The sequence below is a fragment of the Acidobacteriota bacterium genome (genome assembly GCA_022340665.1).
Classification (GTDB): Bacteria; Acidobacteriota; Thermoanaerobaculia; order Thermoanaerobaculales; family Sulfomarinibacteraceae; genus Sulfomarinibacter.
The window spans coordinates 1-21,633 of sequence record JAJDNM010000018.1 but is presented as its reverse complement, the minus strand read 5'-3'; the positions used below and the strand labels follow the sequence as shown (position 1 = coordinate 21,633).

Here is a 21,633-nt window from a genome sequence, read left to right as displayed (position 1 = left end):
TTCCGGTATTCTCTGCTCATGAGAGAGAACGGTTTCAAAGCAGTCACCTTCGATGTTGGCGGAACCATGATTTACTGCGATCCGAGCCCGGGGGAGATCTATGCCCATCACCTGAGCCGCCTCGGACGCCCGGTCAGAGCCGAGGAGGTCGCACCGGTATTTCGCCAGGCGTGGGCCGAGCTACAACGCCGAACGGTCCCCGGTCACGATCGTTACAGCTCGATTCCAGGAGGTGAGCTTGTCTGGTGGGGAGAGTTCGTGCGCGAGGTTCTTCAACGCCTTGACCACGACGCCCCCTGGGAGCCTTTGCTGGAAGATCTGTACTCGGCGTTCAGTGAGGCCAACGTGTGGAAGGTGTTTCCCGAGACCACGAGCACCTTGGAGGAGCTTGGCGCTCGTGGAATCCGGTTGGCTGTGATCTCTAACTGGGACAGGCGGCTTCCCGAGATCCTCCGCAACCTGGATCTGACTGATATGTTCGACACGGTCACGGTCTCGTCGCTAGAAGGCGTCGAGAAGCCGTCACCCGAAATATTCCAGCGAACGATGGATCGGATGGAACTCTCGGCGGAAGAGGCGATCCACGTTGGCGACTCTCCTCTCGAGGACTACAGCGGCGCCGAAAGGGCAGGGCTTGCTGCGGCCCTGGTTGATCGGCACAACCTTTTCAGGGGAGAGTCTTATCAACGGATTTCGAGTCTGGACCAGATCCTCGATCTGGTGCCCTGAGCTTCGAGCCCGCCCTCAATCGTCGCCGAACCTGCCGCCCTGCTCCCTCAAGCCCCTCTTCTCCTCTGCCCGCAGGGATCTGCCATACTCGATCGGTGATGCATTTCAGGCGATACGTCCATGCGAGGAGCGGAAAAACGCATGCTGTGGGACGCGTGTGTGTGCAAATTATTCTGACTCTGGCCGCGATGACACTGGCCCAGCCGGTGCTCGCGGGTGCGATCGAGGACCGCGTGCACAGACACGTCGCGCAAGCGATCGAGGGGGGCCTGCTTCCGGCCGATTACCATCACCTCGTCTTCGCCTTCAGCTGGCCCGAAACCTTCGAAGACTGGACTATCGCACGCAAGGGACTTGATCGCCTTGCAGGGGTTCAGGGTGCCGATCCTCTCATGGTCGACGAGGTCCGCGCCATACGAGCGCGATTCGAAGTCGACAGCGGCCGAGACGCCGCGGCGTACGAGCTCTTTCGCACCGCGGGGGGCCTCACCGCTTGGTGGTTTCGCGACCCGATACCACTCGAAGAGCTGGCCGATTTCGACCGCATGGCGACATCACCGACGGAAGACTTCGTGTGGCGGGCGACACCCGGTACGGATCCGCTTGGCTGGGTTCGCTTGACCGGGCTGGCCTGGCCATCACAGCGCCAGATGGCTTACCTGGCGACGACGATTGTCAGTGAAACCGAGCAACCAGTAGCGGTGCGGGTTGGAGTCGCTCAGGTGGCTCGTGTGTGGCTCAACGGCGTTGAGGTGTTGACAACCCCTCAGCCCCTTGAAAAGGCACGGGATCAGATGGTCGGAGGAGGGTGGGTCCGGCAGGGCGCGAATACTCTCGTCATCGCGGTGGCATCGGAAGGTGAGAATTGGTGGCTGCGAGCTCGACTGACTCAACCGAGCGGTGCGGCCCTGGTCGGTGTCAGGGAGAGCGAAGAGCCGCCGCCGTCGCATTCACCGGTGGAAAAAGACCCGCCGGCCGTCCGCGGACTGGGAGAGGAGATTCGTAAGGCGCGCGACGCCGGAACACCCGGTGGCGCGACCGCACTCGCAGCATTTCTCGTTGTGCATAAGCCTGAGCCGTTAGGTGGTGGCAGCGTCCGTGCGGCGTGCCGTGCGGCGCGTTCCGAGGCTGCGGGCGAAGCAAGGCTTTTGGAGTGGCTGGCGACCTCGGAGCCGGGGTTGGCGAGGGACCTTTTGGCGGAGGCGCTGGCTGAAGATCCGGATCTCTTGTGGGCGCGCCTCGAGCTGGCCGACTGGTACGGAGAACGCACATTGTACGAGCAGGCCCACAATCTCCTGGCCGCCGCTGACACCGCGGATCCGATGGTGCGCGGCGCGATGCTTGGCCTCGACGAAGCGCTGTGGGGTCCAATGGTGATCCCGAGGATGGCTGCGCTCGGCAGCGCGAATCCGAGGTGTGTCCGTGTCAATGTGAATCTCACTGAAGGCGCGATTGAAGCCCGACGCTGGGATCTGGCTGCGGATGCCCTGTCCAGGCTTGTAGAGGTGGCGCCCGGTGAGCCGAAGGTCATCGAGCTCAATCAACGGTTGGCCGAGAGCTGCGGAGATGGAGAGAAGCTGGTGAGGCTCCTCTCGGACGATCTGCAACGCGATCCAAATTCACCGGCGACCAGGATTCGGCTCTCTCGATTGCTGATGGCCGAGGAAGATCTCACCTCGGCACGGGCCGTTCTCACGGAGGGCCTCGAACGATCGCCAACCGACGTCAACCTGATGACGGAGCTCGCCAGCGTAGAACACTCGGCTGGCGAGGAAGAACGAGCAGCCGAGCTCGCCAGGAACGTACTAGAGATTCGTCCCCAAAACCGGAGGGCCGAGCGGATGCTCGAGCTGCTGGGCCAGAGGAGCGACGAGATTGACTGGATGCGCAAACCCGTCGAGTTGTGGAACATGGCGGAGGCGGCGCCTCCAGGATCCCCTGCCGTCGTCATACTCGATCATCGACAGGTCCGGTTCTTTGCTTCCCGTCTGACAGAGGAGAGGGTCCAACAGGTCTTCATGATCACTGATGCATCGCGCGCAGACGAGTTACGGGTTCAACACATCCCGTTTGTGGCCGAAAACGAGCGGTTGCGTGTGCTGCGCGCCCGTATTTTGCGCCGTGATGGAACCGAGGTGGGCGCTCGTCAGGGCAACTCTCCCCGGCTATCGGAACCCGAGTTCAACCTTTATTACGACACCCGATTGCGCGTCGTGCAATTTGACGAATTCGAAAACGGAGATCTGGTCGAGATCGCCTGGGTCCTAGCGGAAACCGACGAAGCCAACGAGACCGGCCCTTACAACGGAGGGTTGATGTACCTCGGCCGAGGAGTCCCGGTGGCGCAGATGGAAGTCGAGTTCGTCGGTTTGGGAGACCTGTTGCCGGATTGGCAGCTAGCTTTACTCGAGGGTGAACCCGAGCGAACCGAGGATCCCGATGGGTTGGTGCGCTTGCGATGGGTATGGCGTGATCTGCCGGCGGTCCCGACCGATGTGCCGCCTGCGCCGCGGCTTTTGATCACGCCACACCTGGTGTACTCGAACCATCCTGAATGGGGAGGGCTGGCGGACTGGTTCGCGCGTCACGTGGCGCCGAGAATCCGGACGTCGGAGCAGGTCGAGGAGACAGCATTTCGCCTGGTCGATGGCGTGGATGGCCGGCGTGAGAGAATCTCCCGGCTTTACCGGTTCGTTACCAACGAAATCCGCTATGTCGGCCTCGAGTTCGGTGAACACCGCTTCCGACCCTTCTCCGCCGATTGGGTGCTCCACCACAAGATAGGCGACTGCAAGGACAAGGCAGCCCTCCTGGTGGCGCTGCTCGGTGCGATCGAGATTCCTGCGCGGATGGTGATGACGCGGACCGCCGATATCGGTCCGGTGAGCACCGATCTCGCGGTCCTTGAGATCTTCAACCACGCCATCGTCTATCTTCCGGAAGACGATTTGTGGCTCGATGGCACGGCCACCGGTCACGCGATGAATCCACCTCCGCCGATGGACCAGGGAGCATGGGTCCTGGTGATCGACGGGCCGAACAGCGCACCGCGATTTTCTCCGACTGTCGGTGCTGGGCGTTCTCGTGTGCACTTCGTTGTCGAACCAGAGGGTGACGGCAACGTGAGAGTTGCCATCGAGAGCCGTGATACCGGTGAAGCGGCGGATATCAGGAGGGCGAGGTTTGCCGGTAGCCGCGATCCGCAGCGATTCGCTCGCTGGCTCCAAGAGCAGTTTCCGGGCGCACAGCTGACCGGCGAACCCCGACTTCAAGTCGTGCCGGGACGCGATCCGACGATTGTCGAGGTCGAGGGGACGATCACAAGGAGTGCTCTGGCGAGTGGGGGAGGGATCCCGGCCTATCCCGGCACACTCGAATGGGCGGCGAGGATGATCCCTGGAGGTGACCGCCACGGACCGATCATGGTCAACGAGCGTTCCGGGCTCGAATGGAAGCTCGAAGTCGATCTTGGGCGGCCGCCCAGGCCCCTTCCTCCGGACGTGAAGCTCGAGACCGAATTCGGTTCGCTCGGCATTACGAACAGGGAGTCCAGTAGCGGATACCTGGTGGAAGGCGAGCTGGCATTCGTGTCAGGACTGGTCGAGGCGGATGATGCGGATGAGCTGCGGGAGTTTCTGGTCGAAGTGGAGCGCCACCTTCGACGTCCGATGGAGGCTCCATGATGAACTTCGGGCGCAGTGCCATTCCGCTCGTCACCGTGCTCCTCCTCTCCCGACTGGCCCACGCCGGGTGGTGGGACGTATGGCAAGCAGGCATGGAGTTCGACCTCGAACGAGCTCGCTCGCAGGCCTTGGAGACCATCGCCGAGGACCCGAACAGCGCTGACGCCGTCGCTGCCGCCTCCTGGTGGCTGGCGAATATCGAGGATATCCAGGAGCCGGAAGAGATTCTGGCGGTGACCGGTGACGACCGCGACCCCGAACTCGGTTTCATGCTCGAACGGGTGGCCAGCGTGTTGGGAGCTCGTCCTCCAGCTGGCGCTCTCACGGATGCAGAGTTGGCGGGCGCTTTTGGCGTTTTCAGCACTCTCGATCTCGAACGTGACGTGGCGCCTCAAGATTCAGAATTGCCCCCTCTCGGGACGCGATGGTTCGATCCGGCCGAACCATTTCGGCTGTTGATGCGGACGGTTGACGGATTGCATGGCCCCCCTCGATCGATGATCGCCGACGGTGTGTTCCTCGTGTCGTGGACCCTGGAAGTCGCGGAAGATGCAACCGGATGGATGGTGATCGAGGCCCAGGGCGGGTTCAACCTCGAGGTCGACGGTCGGCGGATCGATCGCCGGAGAGATTGTGGGTTGGTAGATCCCGGAACCTCGTGGTACCGCATCGCCATTGGCCGGGGATCTCATCGAATCAGGATCGAGGTGGCATCCCCCGACAGACCGCAGGTTCGATTGAGCTTGCTTGACGATCAGGGAGCGCGGTTGAGGGATGTGCAACGGGTTGATGAAGCAGTAGGGACACTGACGAATTCCGAAGTGATTCCGATGCTTCCTCCAGCTTCTCGGGCGTTGCACCAGCGTCTCCAAGCCGACAATGCTGCGGTTGCCGATCTTCTGCTGGCTTCACAGCTCGCTCGCGGTCGTGGCGATCCCGAGGACGAGTACCGCTGGATTGAACGAGCACGCGCCGTCGATACTGAGGACCCATGGGTGGCTCTCGCTTTGGCTCGGTATTACCTGAGGGCCGATGTCGGGCGGTCCGGCTCAGAACGCACGAAGACCCTGACCGGACTTCTGAGAGAGGCAAACGCCATCCCTGGAACACAACTCTTCGCGCGGGCGGTGGCAATTCGGCACGGCCGCAATGAAGATGCCGAGCGAATCCTGGATGAACTCATTACCGACTATCCTGAAGATTCGCGCGTTCTCAGGTTGTGGATCCGTGAGTCGGTGCGCCGCGGGTGGGTCCGGGAAGCGGAAGAGGGTCTCTCTCGGCTCGAAGCCGAGCTACCCGGTTCTTTGGCGGTCACCGATTTGCGCCTCGAAGTCCTGGCATCGCTCGAGCGGTGGCAGGAACGGCAGATGTTGCTGGGTGCCCTCGCGGTCGCGACTCCGGTTGAACCGAGATGGATCAGTGACATGGCATCAGGCTGTCTCCTTTCGGATGCGGTGGCTGCCACCGTGAACCTGTCGTCAAAGATCGAGGATCCGGATTTCGACGTGCAGTTGGTTCAGCTCCTCTTGGAGGCTGGCGATTACGACAAAGCGCGGGAGAAACTGACCGCGGCACGTGAGCGCTGGGGAGACTTGCGAGTGTTTGATGAGCTCGCATTGTTGCTGGCGGCGGACAACGAGAACGAGGTGGAGACGGTCCTCACCGCCGCTCTCGAGCGCGATCCGTCGAATCTCCAATTCCTGACTCTGTCCTGGCGTGGTGGTCAGGAGCCATTCTTCGCTCCGTTCGCAGTGGACGCACGAGATTATGTCGCCAAATACCGGGACCTGGGCGAGGAAGTCGATGCCGTGCTGTTGCTCGACCAGGCGGTGGAAAAGATCTTCGCCGACGGTTCGAGCCTGTACTACTACCACGGCGTCACTCGCGCCAACACGCCGGTTGGCGCACGCCGCGCGTCAACGCTGCAACCTCTTCCGGATGCCTATCTGCTCACAGTCAGGGTACTCAAACCGGATGGAGGAGAGGTGATACCGAGCGAGATCCAGCCCGGTCAGACCGGCGTCGTTCTCTCGGACGTGGAGCCCGGTGACGTCGTCGAGGAAGAGTATGTCGCTTGGGTCGGGCCGACGGGCGCGACGCGTGACGGTCATCTCCCCCCCTATATCTATCGCTTCGCCGATCCGGATCGCGCCTTTGGCCTGTCCGAGTACATCCTCCTCGTGCCCCCCACAGTTGATCTTCAGGTAGACGGAAATTTCGAGGGATTGGAGCAAAGCGAGCGCGAGTGGCGGGGTCTCAGAATGCTCCGCTGGCGAGCGGAGAACGTACCACCGATGCCGATCGAACCCTTTGCACCTCCGGCACAGGATCTGATGCCGTGGCTCAACTACGGATTCGGCGTGACCTGGCAGGATGTTGGCGATGCGGTCCGCGATCGCCTGCTGGAAGTCATGCTCTCCTCCCCTCAGCTGCGCGAGTGGAGCCGGACGTTCCTGGTCGGAGAGACTGCGCACGATCAGGTCGAGTCATTGGTTGGTGCGTTGGTCGAGACCGTCGAAAGTGGCGACAGCGATGTCATTGTCGGAGAAACCGCTGCAGAGAGCTTCAACCGCCGTCGGGGCAATCGCCTCGGGATCGTCGCCACGGTTCTCGCAGAGGCGGGATGGGATGTCAATTTCGTAATGACCAGGCCGTGGACGGACCGCGGGCAGCGCCTGGACATGCCGACTTTGGACGCGTTTCCGGCGGCCCTGCTCCGTGCGACATGGGCAGGCGAAACCGTCTGGTTCGATAGCCGCGAGGAGAGACGGGGGGTCAACCACGTTCATCCACTGTTTCAGGGGAGCGATGGCCTGGTCCTGCCATTGACGGAGCCACGCGAGCCGGTAACATGGATCGACGAAATCCCATCGTTTTCCAACCCAGACCTGGTCGAAGAGATGAGGGTGCGGGCAGTTGTCAATACGGAGGGCCTGGCCCATGTGGATGTGGCGATGCCGCTCCGCGGTGGACAGGGCACACGTCTACTCGAGAGGATGGAAAGCATTCCGCAGAACCAGGTCGAGATGCTATTTCGCCAGATCGCGTTGTCGCTTTTCCCGGGGGCTGACGAGGTTGCCGGGTATATCGACGAGGGCGAACCGGACGACCTCCTTCGGCTCGACATCACTATCCCCGGTGCATGCGCAATAGAAGACGGGTTTATGGTCTGCCGGAGTTTGGTGCTTGGAAACCCGCTGGTCCCGTCCCTGGCACGGCTGCCGGATCGCACCTATCCGCTGGTGCTCCGGATGCCGATCGAACGGCGGCTGACGCTCGATCTGGTGCCGCCGTCCGATTGGAGGGTCGTACCACGTCCCCCGCGGAGGTTGGATGCCGAGTGGGGTTCGGTCGGCGAGTCACTGGAAGATCGCGACGGTTCCCAGCTTTCAGTTCTGCACCTCGTGTTGCCAAAACAGACAATCCCGCCGGATTCTTATCGAGATTTTGCGAGATTCTGTCAGGCCGTGGACGAGTTGACCACTCGACCCCCCCGTATGGAACCCCGCCCATCCACCCGCTGACCAACAGGGAAGAGTTGACTGGCACTGATGAGCGATTGATGAGTTCTCGGCCGAATTCTGAGACGTAGCGGTCAGCTCCTCGGTATACTCGGCGCCGCGATGGAAATGGTTGATGGCACTGTGATCGCAATGCACGGCCCGCTGGTACGGGTGCAGGTGGGGGATGAAACACGTGTGGTGTCGTCCAGACGTCGCCTCAACTGGGAGGGAGGCACACCACCCGCAGCGCGTCTCGTTGTCGGGGATTCCGTGACGGTCGAGATGCAAGGGGAGGAAGGCGTGATCGTTGCGGTTCACGCGCGTCGAAATGCCCTCCTCCGCAAGGCTCCGTCCAAAAATCGAGCTCAGATTCTCGCCGCCAACGTTGATCAGGCATTGCTCGTGTTTGCGGCCCGTGAGCCGGCGCCGAAACCGGGCCTCCTCGACCGTTTTCTCGTTGCCTGCCACTTGGCGGGGATCGAGGCAGTGATTACCGTCAACAAGGTCGATCAAGGTCTCGAGGAGGTCGAAGGATGGCTGCCGGCCTACTCGGACATCGGCTGCAGAACACTGATCGTGTCGGCGCGAACCGGATGGGGGCTGGGTGCCGTGAGACGCATGCTGGTTGATCGAACCACCCTGTTTTGCGGACCGTCCGGCGCCGGAAAATCATCGCTGCTCAACGCGGTGTACCCGGGGTTCCGGCTCAAGACCGGCGAGCTTTCGGAAAGCACCGGTAAGGGACGGCATACAACATCCGCGGCCGAACTCATGCCGTTGCCCTATGGGGGATTTGTCGTCGACACGCCCGGCCTGAAAGAGTTCGGCGTGTGGGAGATCACTCGCGAGGAGCTCGATGGAGCATTTCCGGAAATCGCGGATCGGAGCGGCGAGTGCCGGTTTCCGGATTGCAGACACGAGCAGGAGCCCGACTGCGCGATTCGGGCGGCGGTCGAAGCGGGCGATATTGCCGAGCATCGTTTCAAGAGCTACAGGAGAATCCTCGAAGAAGCCTGACCCGGTCTTCTCATCCCGTCTGGAGACGTGAGCCGAAAACAGGGTGTCATTTGATCGGGGACCAAGGCGGGGGATCTATCCCACCGGTCGATGTGGAGCAGCAAGGAAACAGGCGAGGTAGCCGGGACGTCCCCGGAGAGTGGCCAGCGGCGTGGCGACGCCCGCCGATTCGCGTCTCAGGCTTTCGTAAATCCTCGCGAGTTCCAGGCGGTTGCGGAAAAGCCACATCTCGGTCGGCTCTCCGGCCTTGAGTTCCGGAGTCTGGATCGGCACCTGGAGGGAGTGCAGCAGGACATCGTCGAGATCGCGATACTCACCGAAGATCCACTTTCGGGTCTCGTCTTCGAGGAGGTAGGTGATCACCAGCAGATTGGCCTCGATGTTATCGCCTTCCTCGCTGCCCGATTCAGACTCCTGGTGGATCGCCTGTGCAAGATGGCGGAGTTGGGCGACGAGCGGTCTTTCGAAAGGAATCTCTTTTCGTTCGGTGGGGAGTTCGGACAACACGACCGCCTCTGCAAGCTCTTGTGGAGGAAGGCCCTTGAGTCGCGCGACACCGAGGTAACGCAACCCGACATAGAGAGTGTCAGGCATGCCGGGATCGATTGGAAAAACAAGCCAGCGAAGTCTGTCGAGCTCGACCACCGACATTTTGCTGATCCCGAGTTCGAGTTCCAGCTCCTCGATGAACGGAAGTGCGACGACGATGCCTTCGTTAACAAGCTCGCCGTGTTCGTCGAGTGTAGCGGCGTAGACACGGGTCGAGATCTGCTCCTGGCCACTCCGGACTGACGCCAGCGGTGAGAGGAAAAGATCGACCTCCCCCGGGTCATAGCCCGAGTGGACGAGAAACTCCGCGATATCGGAGACCTCCCTGGTGCTCTTTCCGGTGGTGAGACGTGCGAGCTCGACGATTCCATGACCGAAGAACTCGAAGCGTTTTGCCTCCGGCCCCGGATGGAGCATCGGCAGCAAGCGATAAACACCGTAGTTCAGGGCGATGCGAATTCCGTGGTTGAATGGAAATCCGATGTTCCGGAGCTGCTCATATGTGTGCTGAATCTCGCACCCGGCGGCAATCACCCGCAGCGCCCGGCGCGAGGTGTAGAAGGCCCCGTCTCCAAGGAACTTCTCGAAGGTCAGGCGCCGACGCAGGCGAATCGCCTCGAGCCGGTTCTGGAACACGTACATGAACTGCAAAGCCCTCTCTTCCGCCATCCGGCCGGCCTTGCGCACCTCCTCCAGAACGGTGGTGAAATTCGAAAGGTCATAAATCAGGCCAAAACGGCGGACAGAGGAGTCGACGACGCCGGGCGCGGTGAAATCGTAGGGCCGTGTGGTCTTGGCGATTGGCGTGCTCGAGGACCGGCCTCTCAAAACCAGAGTTGCCCCTTGCCGCTGCATTGGCAGGAGACGTCGCCTGAGTGCGGCGAGAAGCTCGAAGGTCTTGAGACGAAGGCCAAGGTCGCGAAGAAGATCCATCTGCATGACGGAGAGGTGAACGGTGTCGGAAAGACCGGCATTTTGGATCGCGTCGAGCAGTCTGGGTTCGAGGAGCGCCTCAGGCCGGTCGAACTTGAGGCCCGAACCGACGGCCGTGCGCAGGAGATTCCCGACCTCAGGTCGGCGCGACACCAGGTCTCTGAGTCTCGCGAGCACGTTGTTGTTCGCCGCAATGACGGCGTCGGATTTCTGTCGAAAACGAGCCTGGAGGTACGAGCTGAGCTGTTTCAGATCCTGTGGTGGGCGGGATTCTACGAGGAGAAGCTGGTCCTGACAGATAGTACCGAGCAGTGGGGTGAGTGCCGGAGTGACTTGGACCTTCGCGAGTTGCTTGAGGTGATCGACCGCGGTCAGCGCCGCGCGTCGCAGGAGATCGGCAATCAAAGTCCCGATGGCCAGACGGAGGTCATCGTCAAAAACATTCGCAGGGCCGATTCGCGGGTCGGAGAACTTTTTTGCCACCTTCGCCAGCGCCCGGTTGACCTCTCCGGAATGGAAGAGCAGAAAAAGATCTACCAGACCTCGGTGGTAGTCGTTCATCACGACGTTTTCCATCGTCGCAGAGATCGATCGATGATAGCGGTCGCGGTAGCTGATCATCCGCTGTTTGTCGTTGCTATCGCCGGCACGTGAGCGCCGCCGATACTCGGCCTCGGCTTCGACAAGAGCGTCGAGATCTCGTCGTAACTTGAGCACACCGTCCGAAAGGAGCAGAGGGTAACCCCAGGTCAGGACTCGCTCTTCGTCACGGTTGAAAATTGGGAACGGTGCCGGCAGCGAAGCCGCTAGTACTGGGAACAGGTTTGACCAATCCCCTTCCACCTCGGCATGCGTCAGGTAGTGTGGGTTGCGGATTTCTTCCTGCAACACATGCCGGAACGCATCCATTGTTTTCTCATCCCGCGCCATCCTTCCATTGTATCCGCGAGTTCTCCGCGGGACGGTGCGAGAACTGAGAATCGTGGACGGCATCGATCGCATCGACACTTCGAGAGCAACTGTTTCGATCTGTGATACAAGTGCTTCATGCTCTATGAAGACCTTCTGAAGGCCGTCAGAGACAGCCCTTTCTTCCATGGAATGCCTCCCGACGAACAAATGACGCTGGCGAAGCTCGGTATCTTGGATGTACAGCCGGAAGGCGGCGTACTCTTCCAGCCCGGCGACGTGCCTGCAGCTCTTTATCTCGTGATCGACGGAGTCGTCGAAATCTGCCGCATCGAAAGCGAGGAGATCGGTCTGCGGCCGGTAGCCTATCTCGGTGCCGGTTCGACCCTTGCGGAGGCCCGGGTGCTCACCGGTTCCACTCTCACCGCCAAAGCGCATTTCCCCGAAGGTGGTACGACGCTTCAATGGCCGCGCCCGGTCCTTCTCCGCCATTTGTACTCGTCACGCGATTTCGCTCTCCACTATCTGCAGAATCTGGCTCGGCGTCTCGAGGGGACGGTCGCGAACCTCGGCGCGCACAGCGGAAGCAACCTCAGGGGCAGGTTGGAGCATTTCGACCTGCCGGCAATCCTCCAGACGGTCATCGAATCGGGAGTCACTGGCGTCCTCGAGATAAGTGACGACGAAGGGAATCCGTTTGGTGCAATTCATACGATGGACAAGATGATAGGCCGGATCCAGTGTAAGCACCTGGTGGGCTCGGAGGCCTTTCTGGAGATTTTGACCTCTCCTCCGGCAGTCGGAACCTTCAGCTTCTCGGGCTTGAATTCTCCCCCCGATACGGATCAATATCTCCCGGTTCAGCCGTTGCTGATCGAGGCGGCCCGAATCCAGGATGAAATCGAGCACTTCGCGAGCACGGTGCCGGACGATGCTTTTCTCCACCCTACAGCCGGCCGACTGGCATGGCCCAGCCAGTCCAACATCGATCTGGTCGAGCAGATCTGGCACCAGCTCTCTGCCCAGCCCTGTGGGTGGGGTCTGTTGGCAGAATTGTTGCCGTACAGTCGGGGCCAGGTCGGCTTGGCCGCGCGCGATATGCTGGTAGCCGGTGTCATCTCGGTTGGTCGGCCGCACGTCGCGGAGAACGATGGCGCTGAGTCGGAGTCTTGACAACCGTTTTCGACTCTTTTCAGAGGCACCGATCTAAGGCCCCGTTGTTCAGCCGTTCTGACTGATATGCCTATACTTGTGTGATGCGTACGAAACGGTTTCTGCTGACTGTGCTCGCGACGTTGGTTGTGGTGGTTTCGGGCACCTCGCTTATCCGTACGGTGCGCACCTTTTATCGCCTTGATTTTCCGGTGTCGTGGGTCGAGGAAGGCCTGGTCGTGCAAGAAGTGCCGTCCGGGTCGAGCGCCGAGGACGCTGGCCTGTTGAGCGGCGATATGGTCGTGGAAGTCGACGGTGTGCCAATCTACCGCCTCGATGAGCCGGCATTCATGCTTGCCGGAGGAGAAACCCATCTTCTGGGCGTTCGTCACGCGGACAGTTCAGTATCTGAGGTGCCATTCACCTCGCCGCCGCCGGTCATCAACGCGGTCTATCTTGCCCGGACGGCAGTCGGTTTCCTCGGGCTTGGGTGTGCGCTGTATGCGGTCTGGGGTACCCGGAGACGAGAGGCCGCGACCTTCCTGATGCTGGCGATGGCTGCGTTGATTCTCGGCGCAGTTCCAAATCGGATAGCCGCCGCCGAGCTGGCACTTCAAGTGATTCGTCGCGGTGCTGGCGCGATGCTGCCGTTCCTGATCGTTCGGTTCTTCACCATCTTCCCGGAACGCGACCGTTCGATGCGACTGTGGGACACCGTGACCATCATCGCGGGTTTGGCGGCCGGCTCGACCGCATTTTTCCCCGATATCGAGGGATGGTGGCCTGCTCTCGCCTCGCTGTTTCGCGCCCTTTTCGTGGCCTCGATCATCTTTGGCATTTCGATTCAGATCTGGCGTTGGCGGTCAGCATCGCGTGAGATCCGGGTGCGGCGTCAGATCGAATGGGCTGCGCTTGGCCTCTTTGTCGGTCTGACTCCGTTTGTCGTGCTGGTCATGATTCCGAATTGGCTCGGCTTTCCGTTCCAACCATACACGTGGCTCACCGTCTTTCCCGTCAGCGCGATACCGTTGACGCTCCTTGCGGCGCTCACCGGTTATCGATTGTGGGATCTTGAGCCCATCAGCCGAGACTCCCTGTCGGCAACACTCATTGTGGTCACGGGCGGATTGATCTTTGCCGTCACCAATCACCTTCTTTTGAACTATGCCGGTGGCGGTGGCTCGCTGCGCAACCTGTTCGCGTTTGCGACCGGCGTACTGTTGGTTGTGTTGTTGCAGCCGGTTCGGCTTCGGGTGGAGAAGTTCCTCGACCAGTGGCTGCACCAGGGCAGGCCGGCACCGCGATCTCTGCTCACCGGGGCGAGCCGCGATCTGGCGCGCGTCACTGATCCGCGTGAGGTACTGGTGAGACTGTCCGAGACACTGACCGAGGGACTGGAGTTCGACCTTGTCGCCACCTACCTGCGGAGCGCCGGGGAAAATTTCGAGCGCATCACGGGAGAAGCGGAGCTCCTTCCCGCATTCTTGCCCGCCAAGGTGGTCGATTCGGAGTTTCCAGGAACACACGAGGATTCGCTGGCACTTCTCGGTTACGCGGTGCGAGTGCCTTTGGAGAGAGTCGGTACGGTGCATGGCCTGCTCTACGTTGGCCTGCGCCGGGGAGTGTTCCCCTTGGGCACCGAGGGAGAGGAGGTTGTGGCGACCTTCGCCGCACAGGCCGCGCTGGCCTTGGAGAGCGCGCGTTATCTCGACGACCTGAGACGCCAGGCTGAAGAGTTCCGCATGCTCCACACGAACACGCAACGGATTATCGAGTCCTCGGCGGCGGCCATTCTGGTGTGCGATGCCGCAGCCCACATCCTCTCCGCCAATCGGCAAGCTGCAGGCATCTTCGAACGCGAAGCGGAGGCCCTGGTCGGACTCGGCCTTGGCACGCTGGTCGATCTCCCCGAGGAATGGGGAGGTGAGCTTCCGGTCCACGCGGTCAACACAGAGGCTCGCACATTTTCGGACCCGCCGCGTCACGTCGTGCTTGCCGTGTCGGTGCTCGAGCTTGACAGCGGATCCTTCAACGGGCGAGTGGTGGTGTTGCAGGACGTCACGGAGCTTCGCGAGCTGCAGGATCGCATGCGGGAGCAGGAGCGCCTCGCCGGCCTCGGACGTCTCGCCTCGGGACTCGCGCACGAGATCAACACACCGTTGACCGGCATATCATCGTTCGCCCAAATGCTCGGCAAGATGACTTCCGACGAAGATCCCCGTGCGAGCGTAGTTGAAAAGCTGATCGACCAGAGCTTTCGTGTTTCACGGATCGTTTCCAACCTGCGGGCGATAGTCCGGGAATCGTCCGATAGTCGCATGGTGCTCGATTTGACAGGCGTCGCGGAGCGCGCGGCGCGAGATGCCGCACGTTCGCTCGGCGCTGAACACAGGCTCGAGGTCTCTGAGGTCGAAAAGCCGGTGATGGTGTGGGCGTCCGTGGGACCAATCGAGTTGGCTGTTGGCAACTTGGTGAGAAATGCTTTCGAGGCATCCCCGGCCGACGGGACGGTCAGGCTCTCGGTGCTCGGAATGGCAGAATGGGCAGAGATCCGGGTTGACGATTCCGGTTCAGGGGTGCCAGAGGAAGTCGGTGAGAAAGTCTTCGAACCATTCTTTTCGACCAAAACCGAGCGGGGTGGCACCGGTCTCGGGCTCGCCATCACACGTGATATGATCGCCCAACTTGGGGGCGGCGTCGGGCTCGAGAATCTGGAGCATGGCGGCGCCCGTGCCACTATCAGGTTACAGCGATGGCAGGAGTCGGAACCGTCCTCGTGATCGACGACGAGCCCGTCCTTCAGGACGTGCTGGGGTCACTCCTGACGGGCGACGGCTTCGAATATCTCCAGGCGACTTCGGCTGCGGATGGTATGGACGTTCTCCGCGAGGAAGAGGTGGATGTCGTTCTCCTGGACCTCATGCTGCCGGATCGATCCGGTCTCGACCTGCTGCCCGAGATCAAAGAATTGGACCCGCACCTCCCGGTGGTGGTGATCACCGCATATTCATCGGTGGAGTCTGCGATCGAGGCAATGCGCGGTGGCGCCTTCCATTACGTCCCGAAACCATTCAAGAACGAAGAAGTTCTGCACCTCGTGCGGCGGGCAGCCGAGCGTCGGGCCCTGTTGGTCGAAAACCTCGAGCTGCGCAGTCGCCTCGAGGGTATGGGTGAAATCGTCGGTACGAGCCGGCGAATCCAGGAGGTGTTCGAGCTCATGCGCCGTGCGGCTCCCGCCCGGTCGACGATTCTTGTGGCCGGTGAGTCAGGCACCGGGAAAGAGCTCGTGGCGCGAGCAATTCACCGGCTCAGTCCGCGCGGGGACGGGCCGTTCGTGCCGGTCCATACGAGCGCTATTCCGGCTGACCTGCTGGAGTCGACACTTTTTGGCCATGTCAAAGGCGCCTTCACCGGTGCAGTCAATACGAGGAAAGGGCTTTTCGAAGCCGCACACAACGGCACACTATTTCTTGATGAGGTCGGGACGATCTCGCTGGAGACTCAGACGAAGCTCCTGAGGGTGATTCAGGAACGGGAGATCAGGCGGGTGGGAAGCGTTGAAGCCAAGCCGGTGGACGCCCGGCTGGTCGCGGCCACCAACACTGATCTGTGGGACGAGGTGCAGCAAGGGAACTTCCGTGAGGACCTCTATTATCGCCTGAATGTGATCACGATCGAATTGCCACCCCTGCGCGAACGGCGAGAGGACATCCCACTCCTCGTGACCCACTTCCTGCGCCTTTTCAACGAGGAGAACCAACGTCAGGTCGAGGGTTTTTCCTCTGCCGCGATGGATGCGCTCGCCGCCTATCATTGGCCGGGAAATGTGCGCGAGCTCGAGAACGCCGTCGAGCGCGCGGTCGTGCTGTGCCGGAGCGACAGCATCGAACTCGATGAGTTGCCACAGGCGGTGCGGGGCGATTCGCCGGCCGTAGCTGTGGTGTCGGATTTTCCGTCTTCTGGAGTCGATTTTCGGGAAACGGTCGCAGGTTATCAAGAACATCTGATCCGCCAGGCCCTCGAGCGATCGGGTGGCGTTCAACGGCGAGCAGCCGGTCTTCTCAAGCTCAGTCCGACGACGTTAAACGAGATGATTCACCGACTCGGCATCGAGCTGTCGTCAGAGGAATAGCAGTCCTTTCGCAGCAACATCAATCCAATCCGGCCTTTGCCCTTCAAATATCCGATCACAGAGAGTGAGACCGGTCATTCCGACATGGGCTGATTTTTCGGCGCTGACCCGTGTGTATCAGCCGAGGAGACGCCAACGGCCCCGTCGGGGGTCGGGGCCGCTGACAGAAGGAGGTTGTTGTGACTAATTGATCTTACGTATCATTCTCGATTAAGTTTCAGGTGAAACTCGGGCGCGAACGGATCGTTCGTTCAATGAGCTGATGGATGGGCTCCCGAACCGCCGATGCTCATCTCTCGGTCGAGTCGATGATCCCCCCTCCAAGGCACTCTTCATCGTCATAGAGCACCGCGAACTGACCGGGCGCGACGCCGGGATCGGCGACCGTATCGAACTGCACTGTCATCGATCCGCCCGGGTTCTCTTGGACGGTGCACGGTTCCAGTCGTTGTCCGTGACGAATCCTGACCGAGAGGTCCTTTCGGGTCGGCCGGTCGGCGATCCAGTGCGGGTTGCCAACCAGGAATGATTGGCAGGCGTATTCCTCGAGCTCGTCGGCGTGGGCGACCTCGATGATATCGTGCTCGAGGTCCTTGCCCACGACGTACCATGGGCCGCCTGCGAGGCCGAGGCCGCGCCGCTGCCCGATTGTGTGAAACCACGCTCCGCGATGATGGCCCAGGAGCTCTCCGTTCGATGCGCGACGAATCTCGCCCGGCCGGTCTCCGAGGTGGTGGTGGACGAAATCGTCGAACGGCACCCGCCCGAGGAAGCAGATGCCCTGACTGTCGGGGCGCTCGGCGCTTGAAAGCCCGAGGCGCCGGGCTTCGCGCCGGACCTCGACCTTGGTGAGGTCCCCGATCGGGAAACGGCAGCGGGCGAGTTGTGCCTGGGTGAGCTGGCTCAGGAAATAGGTCTGGTCCTTCCTGGGATCAGCACCACGCAAAAGGTGGAACTGACCGTTCCGCTCCTCGACCCGGGCGTGGTGCCCTGATGCGATACAGTCGAAACGGTCGCCGATCCGGTCGACAAAGGCACCGAACTTGATCAGCCGGTTGCACATCACGTCCGGACTGGGCGTTCTGCCCACATCGAGATCGGCGAGAGCGTAGGCGACAACCGAGCTGAGGTACTCCTGCTGCAGCGATATGACCTCGAGCGGGACGCGCGCCGTTTCGCAGACCGAGCGCACATACGCGAGATCCTCTTCCCACGGACAGGAGCCGAGGAAGGCCATCTCGTCCTCGAGCCAGATCTTGAGGTAGAACGCGGCGAGGTCGTGACCACCCTCCTCGACCAGGCGCATCAGCGCCACCGACGAATCCACTCCCCCGGAAGCCAACACCGCGATTTTCACGAGGATAGGATACTGATTGAATTAGGAATTAGGAATTAGGAATTAGGAATGTCGCCCACCTGCTCATTACGTCGATCACTGATCCGGTGGGGTGGGTGGAAATTCCTCATTCCTCATTCAGAATTCCTCACTTGTGCGACGCGCTACCGCATGTACTTCTGGTGAATCATTTGCTCGAGGTAACGGTCGGTGTGAATGCCGAAGTCTTCGAGCATGCCTTCGGCCGAGACGACGAAGGTCGCCTCTTCGCCGGCAACGCGGGAGAAGTACACACGGTGTGTTTCGCCCGGCGAGATCACGTCGAGGGCGCAGAGATCCTCGGAGAGCTCCGAAACGAGACTCGCGTCGCACTGAGGGCAGATAAAATCCCAGTACGTACCCCGTTCCATGGTCTCACCGGGAGGCAGCTCGACCTCGTAGTTCCCCGGCTGGGGATGCAGGCCGGCCAGGAATGACCGGTCACCGCTTTCGGCTCGCAGGACCACTCTGTCGTCGGGGTTGAGGGGGGCTTGACAGTGAGGGCACGAGTATTTCCAGCGCATCACCGCTCCTTGTGGCAAGGATAACCAAAATCCGTCGCCGGGGCGGAATCGGTGTCTCGATCTCAGGGAAGCTCGACGCCCAGCTGCCGCAACTCTGCGGTTGCTCGCTCCTCCCAGCCCCGATTGGCCACCGGATTCGCTGGGCTCGGGTGGAGGATACGACCGATGACGGTGCGTGAGCCGTTGAGAGAGGCGTGGGCACGACCTTCGGCGAACGCCCCAACCCCAACGACGAACTCCGGTTCAAGATACTCGACGGTTCGACGAAGGGCGCGATCGCAGATCTCCAGCAACGGCGCCCTCTCCGGCGCGGGCAGTTTGTCTGGGGTGCGATTGCGGCCGCTCGCCTCGAGGAAGGCGAGCGGGCAGTAATTGGCGATGAAAAACCGCTGGAAGAATCGCTCCGGGGTCGAGAAGACCTTGCGCGCCCAGCCCCACAGGCGCGCCCCACTGACCTCGGAGCGAGCGCACTCGAGCCCCCGTACCGGTCGCTTGGGGTGCTCTCGATCGGGCCTGTCGACAACCGCGTCGATTCTCAACCAGTCGCGGACCGCACCCACTTCACCGAAAGGCACCCCGGTTTGCGCCATACCCCAGGGTCCGGGGTTCATGCCGAGGAGGAGGACCTCCTTTGGCGCTCTACCGTAGCGTTCGAGGTATTGGGCGTGGATCGACCACGCGTAGTCGAGTGGGTTGTAGACGTGGGTTACCGGATTGGCGAACGACAGACGGTCGACTTCTCGTGCCAGCTCGGCCGCAATCACGGTAAGAGTCGATTCCGCCATACCTGCGGCGATCGTACCAGTTCGTCGAAATTTGTTGACTGCCGTACCATGGTGGACCGATGGAGGTCGTCATGCGTCGTTGCCTCGCGATTGTCGCTGTCGTCATCGCCAGTATTCCCGTCGCATTCTCCGCCGATCGTCCGGAGGGCCGAGCCTTTGCAACCAGATCGGTGACCTATGCCCGGAATGGGATGGTCAGCGCCGCCCATCCGCTGGCCGTGCAGGTCGGGATCGATGTCCTCAAGGCCGGAGGTTCGGCGGTGGATGCCGCCATCGCCGTCAACGCAGCCCTCGGTTTCTTGGAGCCGACCGCCAATGGTCTAGGCGGTGATCTCTTCGCCATGGTCTGGGACCCGGAAACCGAGAAGCTCTACGGGCTCAACGCCTCGGGACGCGCGCCGGCATCGTTGACGATCGATGAGGTACCGCCAGAGGAGGACGGCACCATACCCGTCTACTCGGTCTACTCGTGGACGGTTCCCGGCTGTGCCGATGGCTGGTTCGAACTTCACGAGAAATTCGGCAATCTGCCGATGGGAGATGTTCTGCGACCGGCGGCGAAGCTCGCGCGCGAGGGTGCGCCGGTGCCGCAGGTGATCGCCGGCGGCTGGGCGCGGAGCGTGCCCCGATTCAAGGACATGCCGGGTTTTGCCGAGGTGTTCATGCCCGGTGGCAAAGCCCCCGCTGAAGGCGAGGTCTTCGCCAATCCGGCCCTCGCGCACACGCTGGACCGACTCGCGGTCGGAGGGCGTGATGCCTTCTATCGCGGTGAGATCGCCGAACAGATCGTGGCCTTCTCAGAGGAGGTCGGCGGGTTTTTCTCGCGCCAGGACTTCGCCAATCATACGAGTGAATGGGTGGAGCCAATTTCGACCACGTATCGTGGCCTGACGGTGTGGGAGTTGCCGCCCAACCCGCAGGGCCTGGCAGCGCTCCAAATGCTGAATATCCTCGAAGGTTTCGACCTCGCTGCCATGGGTCGGGACAGTACCGACTTCTGGCACGTCATGGTTGAAGCCAAGAAGCTTGCCTATGAGGACCGTGCGCGTTACTACGCGGACATACGATTCGCCGAGGTTCCGGTCGACGCCTTGCTCGACAAAGGATATGCCGCCGAGCGGGCGAAGCTGATCGACATGGAGCATGCCGCACGCACTCTGGGACCCGGCAACCCCGCCCTAGAACACGGCGATACAACATTCCTGGCGACCGCCGACGGGAGTGGCATGCTGGTTTCGCTGATTCAGTCGAATTACACCGGGTTCGGGTCCGGCTATGTGGTGCCCCGGGTCGGGATCGGCATCCAGGATCGCGGCGCCCTGTTCAGCCTCGATCCCGCCCATCCCAACGCCCTCGAACCGGGCAAGAGACCTTTCCACACGATCATCCCAGCGTTCATGGGATGGAATGGGGTTCCGGATACCGCATTCGGATTGATGGGGGGTGCCATGCAACCGCAGGGACACGTCCAGATTGTCGTCAATCTCGTCGACTTCGGGATGAACCTGCAGGAGGCGGGGGATGCCCCTCGGTTCAATCACGGCGGGTCGTCTCAGCCGACCGGAACCGTGATGACGTCGGGAGGAATTCTGCGAATCGAGAAGGGCCTTCCGCCGGAGGTCTACCGGGATCTCGCGAAACGTGGCCACCGGATCCAGGAAACCAACCCGGTTGTCTTCGGTGGCTACCAGATCGTTCACCGTGATCCGGAGACGGGTGTCCTTTCCGGCGCGACCGAGTCGCGGAAGGACGGTATGGCGGCAGGATACTGAGGGCTTGAGACCTGAGGCCTGGGGCCTGTTAGTCCTCTCGACCTCGGTCAGGCCTCAAGACCCAAGCCTCAAGCCACCTTCCGCGCTAAGATAGCGGCCATGCTCGCACCGATTCTCACCGCTGATCAAAAGGAGCTGCTCGACGCGGAGCGCGAGTTACTCGCCGAAGTGCGCACCGCTGTCGAAAGCTGTGACACGCCTGTCGAGGACCTTCGCGCGCTCGATGATTCGATTCGTCAGCTCGATGAGCTCTTCTTGTTGGTTGTAGTGGGTGAGTTCAATGCGGGCAAGAGCGCCTTGATCAACGCCCTTCTCGGTCAGGATGTGCTGGCCGAGGGGGTGACGCCGACGACCTCGAAGATCCACCACATCAGCTGGGGCGAGGCGCTCACCCGGGAACCAATGGGCTCGGTAGGCGAAAAGATTACAGCGCCGGTGGAGACCCTTCACCAGTTGAGCGTCGTTGATACGCCGGGAACGAATGCGCTCGATCGTGCGCACGAGGCCTTGACGAAAGATTACGTGCCGCGAGCTGACCTCGTGGTCTTCGTGACCTCGGCCGATCGCCCG

At 61.5% G+C, this 21,633-nt stretch carries 13 protein-coding genes; 9 read left to right on the top strand and 4 right to left on the bottom strand.

Annotated features, from left to right (window positions below; translation table 11 throughout):
- Positions 1-18: 18 nt before the first annotated feature.
- The 4 genes from LJE93_02655 to rsgA all read left to right on the top strand — a co-directional run bounded on the left by LJE93_02655 (position 19) and on the right by rsgA (position 8,932).
- Positions 19-729, top strand: coding sequence for an HAD-IA family hydrolase (locus LJE93_02655; protein ID MCG6947802.1), 711 nt, complete (start codon positions 19-21; stop codon positions 727-729).
- Between the two features lie 161 nt (positions 730-890).
- Entirely contained in the window at positions 891-4,412 is a 3,522-nt protein-coding gene (locus LJE93_02650) for a DUF3857 domain-containing protein (protein ID MCG6947801.1), read from the top strand.
- Positions 4,409-7,936, top strand: coding sequence for a hypothetical protein (locus tag LJE93_02645; GenBank protein MCG6947800.1), 3,528 nt, complete (start codon positions 4,409-4,411; stop codon positions 7,934-7,936). The genes LJE93_02650 and LJE93_02645 overlap by 4 nt, the downstream gene beginning before the upstream one ends.
- 99 nt (positions 7,937-8,035) lie before the next feature.
- Positions 8,036-8,932 (top strand): ribosome small subunit-dependent GTPase A, encoded by an 897-nt coding sequence (gene rsgA / locus LJE93_02640; protein MCG6947799.1) that lies wholly within the window; start codon positions 8,036-8,038, stop codon positions 8,930-8,932.
- Positions 8,933-9,007: 75 nt separating this feature from the next.
- Here the strand turns inward: rsgA and LJE93_02635 are convergent, their stop codons facing one another.
- The gene (locus tag LJE93_02635; GenBank protein ID MCG6947798.1) at positions 9,008-11,344 is read right to left on the bottom strand and encodes a hypothetical protein; all 2,337 of its coding nucleotides are present in this window, start codon (positions 11,342-11,344) and stop codon (positions 9,008-9,010) included.
- A gap of 117 nt (positions 11,345-11,461) precedes the next feature.
- Here LJE93_02635 and LJE93_02630 point away from each other — a divergent pair, with 117 nt between their 5' ends.
- The 3 genes from LJE93_02630 (at position 11,462) to LJE93_02620 (ending at position 16,607) form a co-directional block, all read left to right on the top strand.
- Positions 11,462-12,496 (top strand): DUF4388 domain-containing protein, encoded by a 1,035-nt coding sequence (locus tag LJE93_02630; GenBank protein MCG6947797.1) that lies wholly within the window; start codon positions 11,462-11,464, stop codon positions 12,494-12,496.
- A gap of 83 nt (positions 12,497-12,579) precedes the next feature.
- Positions 12,580-15,255: a hypothetical protein gene (locus LJE93_02625; protein MCG6947796.1), complete on the top strand. Its 2,676-nt coding sequence runs from the start codon at positions 12,580-12,582 to the stop codon at positions 15,253-15,255.
- Entirely contained in the window at positions 15,228-16,607 is a 1,380-nt protein-coding gene (locus LJE93_02620) for a sigma-54 dependent transcriptional regulator (protein MCG6947795.1), read from the top strand. The genes LJE93_02625 and LJE93_02620 overlap by 28 nt, the downstream gene beginning before the upstream one ends.
- A 289-nt stretch (positions 16,608-16,896) precedes the next feature.
- On the opposite strand, the gene mnmA is transcribed toward LJE93_02620, so the two are convergent.
- The 3 genes from mnmA to LJE93_02605 all read right to left on the bottom strand — a co-directional run bounded on the left by mnmA (position 16,897) and on the right by LJE93_02605 (position 19,291).
- Positions 16,897-17,964: a tRNA 2-thiouridine(34) synthase MnmA gene (mnmA, locus tag LJE93_02615; protein ID MCG6947794.1), complete on the bottom strand. Its 1,068-nt coding sequence runs from the start codon at positions 17,962-17,964 to the stop codon at positions 16,897-16,899.
- Between the two features lie 143 nt (positions 17,965-18,107).
- Positions 18,108-18,506 carry a hypothetical protein gene (locus LJE93_02610; protein MCG6947793.1) on the bottom strand — a complete coding sequence of 133 codons (399 nt, stop codon included), beginning with the start codon at positions 18,504-18,506 and terminating at the stop codon, positions 18,108-18,110.
- Positions 18,507-18,568: 62 nt separating this feature from the next.
- Positions 18,569-19,291 carry a single-stranded DNA-binding protein gene (locus LJE93_02605; protein ID MCG6947792.1) on the bottom strand — a complete coding sequence of 241 codons (723 nt, stop codon included), beginning with the start codon at positions 19,289-19,291 and terminating at the stop codon, positions 18,569-18,571.
- Between the two features lie 71 nt (positions 19,292-19,362).
- Between LJE93_02605 and ggt the strand changes: the two genes are divergently transcribed.
- Together ggt and LJE93_02595 are read left to right on the top strand one after the other, a co-directional pair.
- On the top strand, positions 19,363-21,063 hold the full coding sequence (ggt, locus tag LJE93_02600) for a gamma-glutamyltransferase (protein ID MCG6947791.1): 1,701 nt from the start codon (positions 19,363-19,365) through the stop codon (positions 21,061-21,063).
- A gap of 99 nt (positions 21,064-21,162) precedes the next feature.
- The coding region (locus tag LJE93_02595; protein MCG6947790.1) for a dynamin family protein at positions 21,163-21,633 on the top strand (471 nt) is incomplete at its 3' end.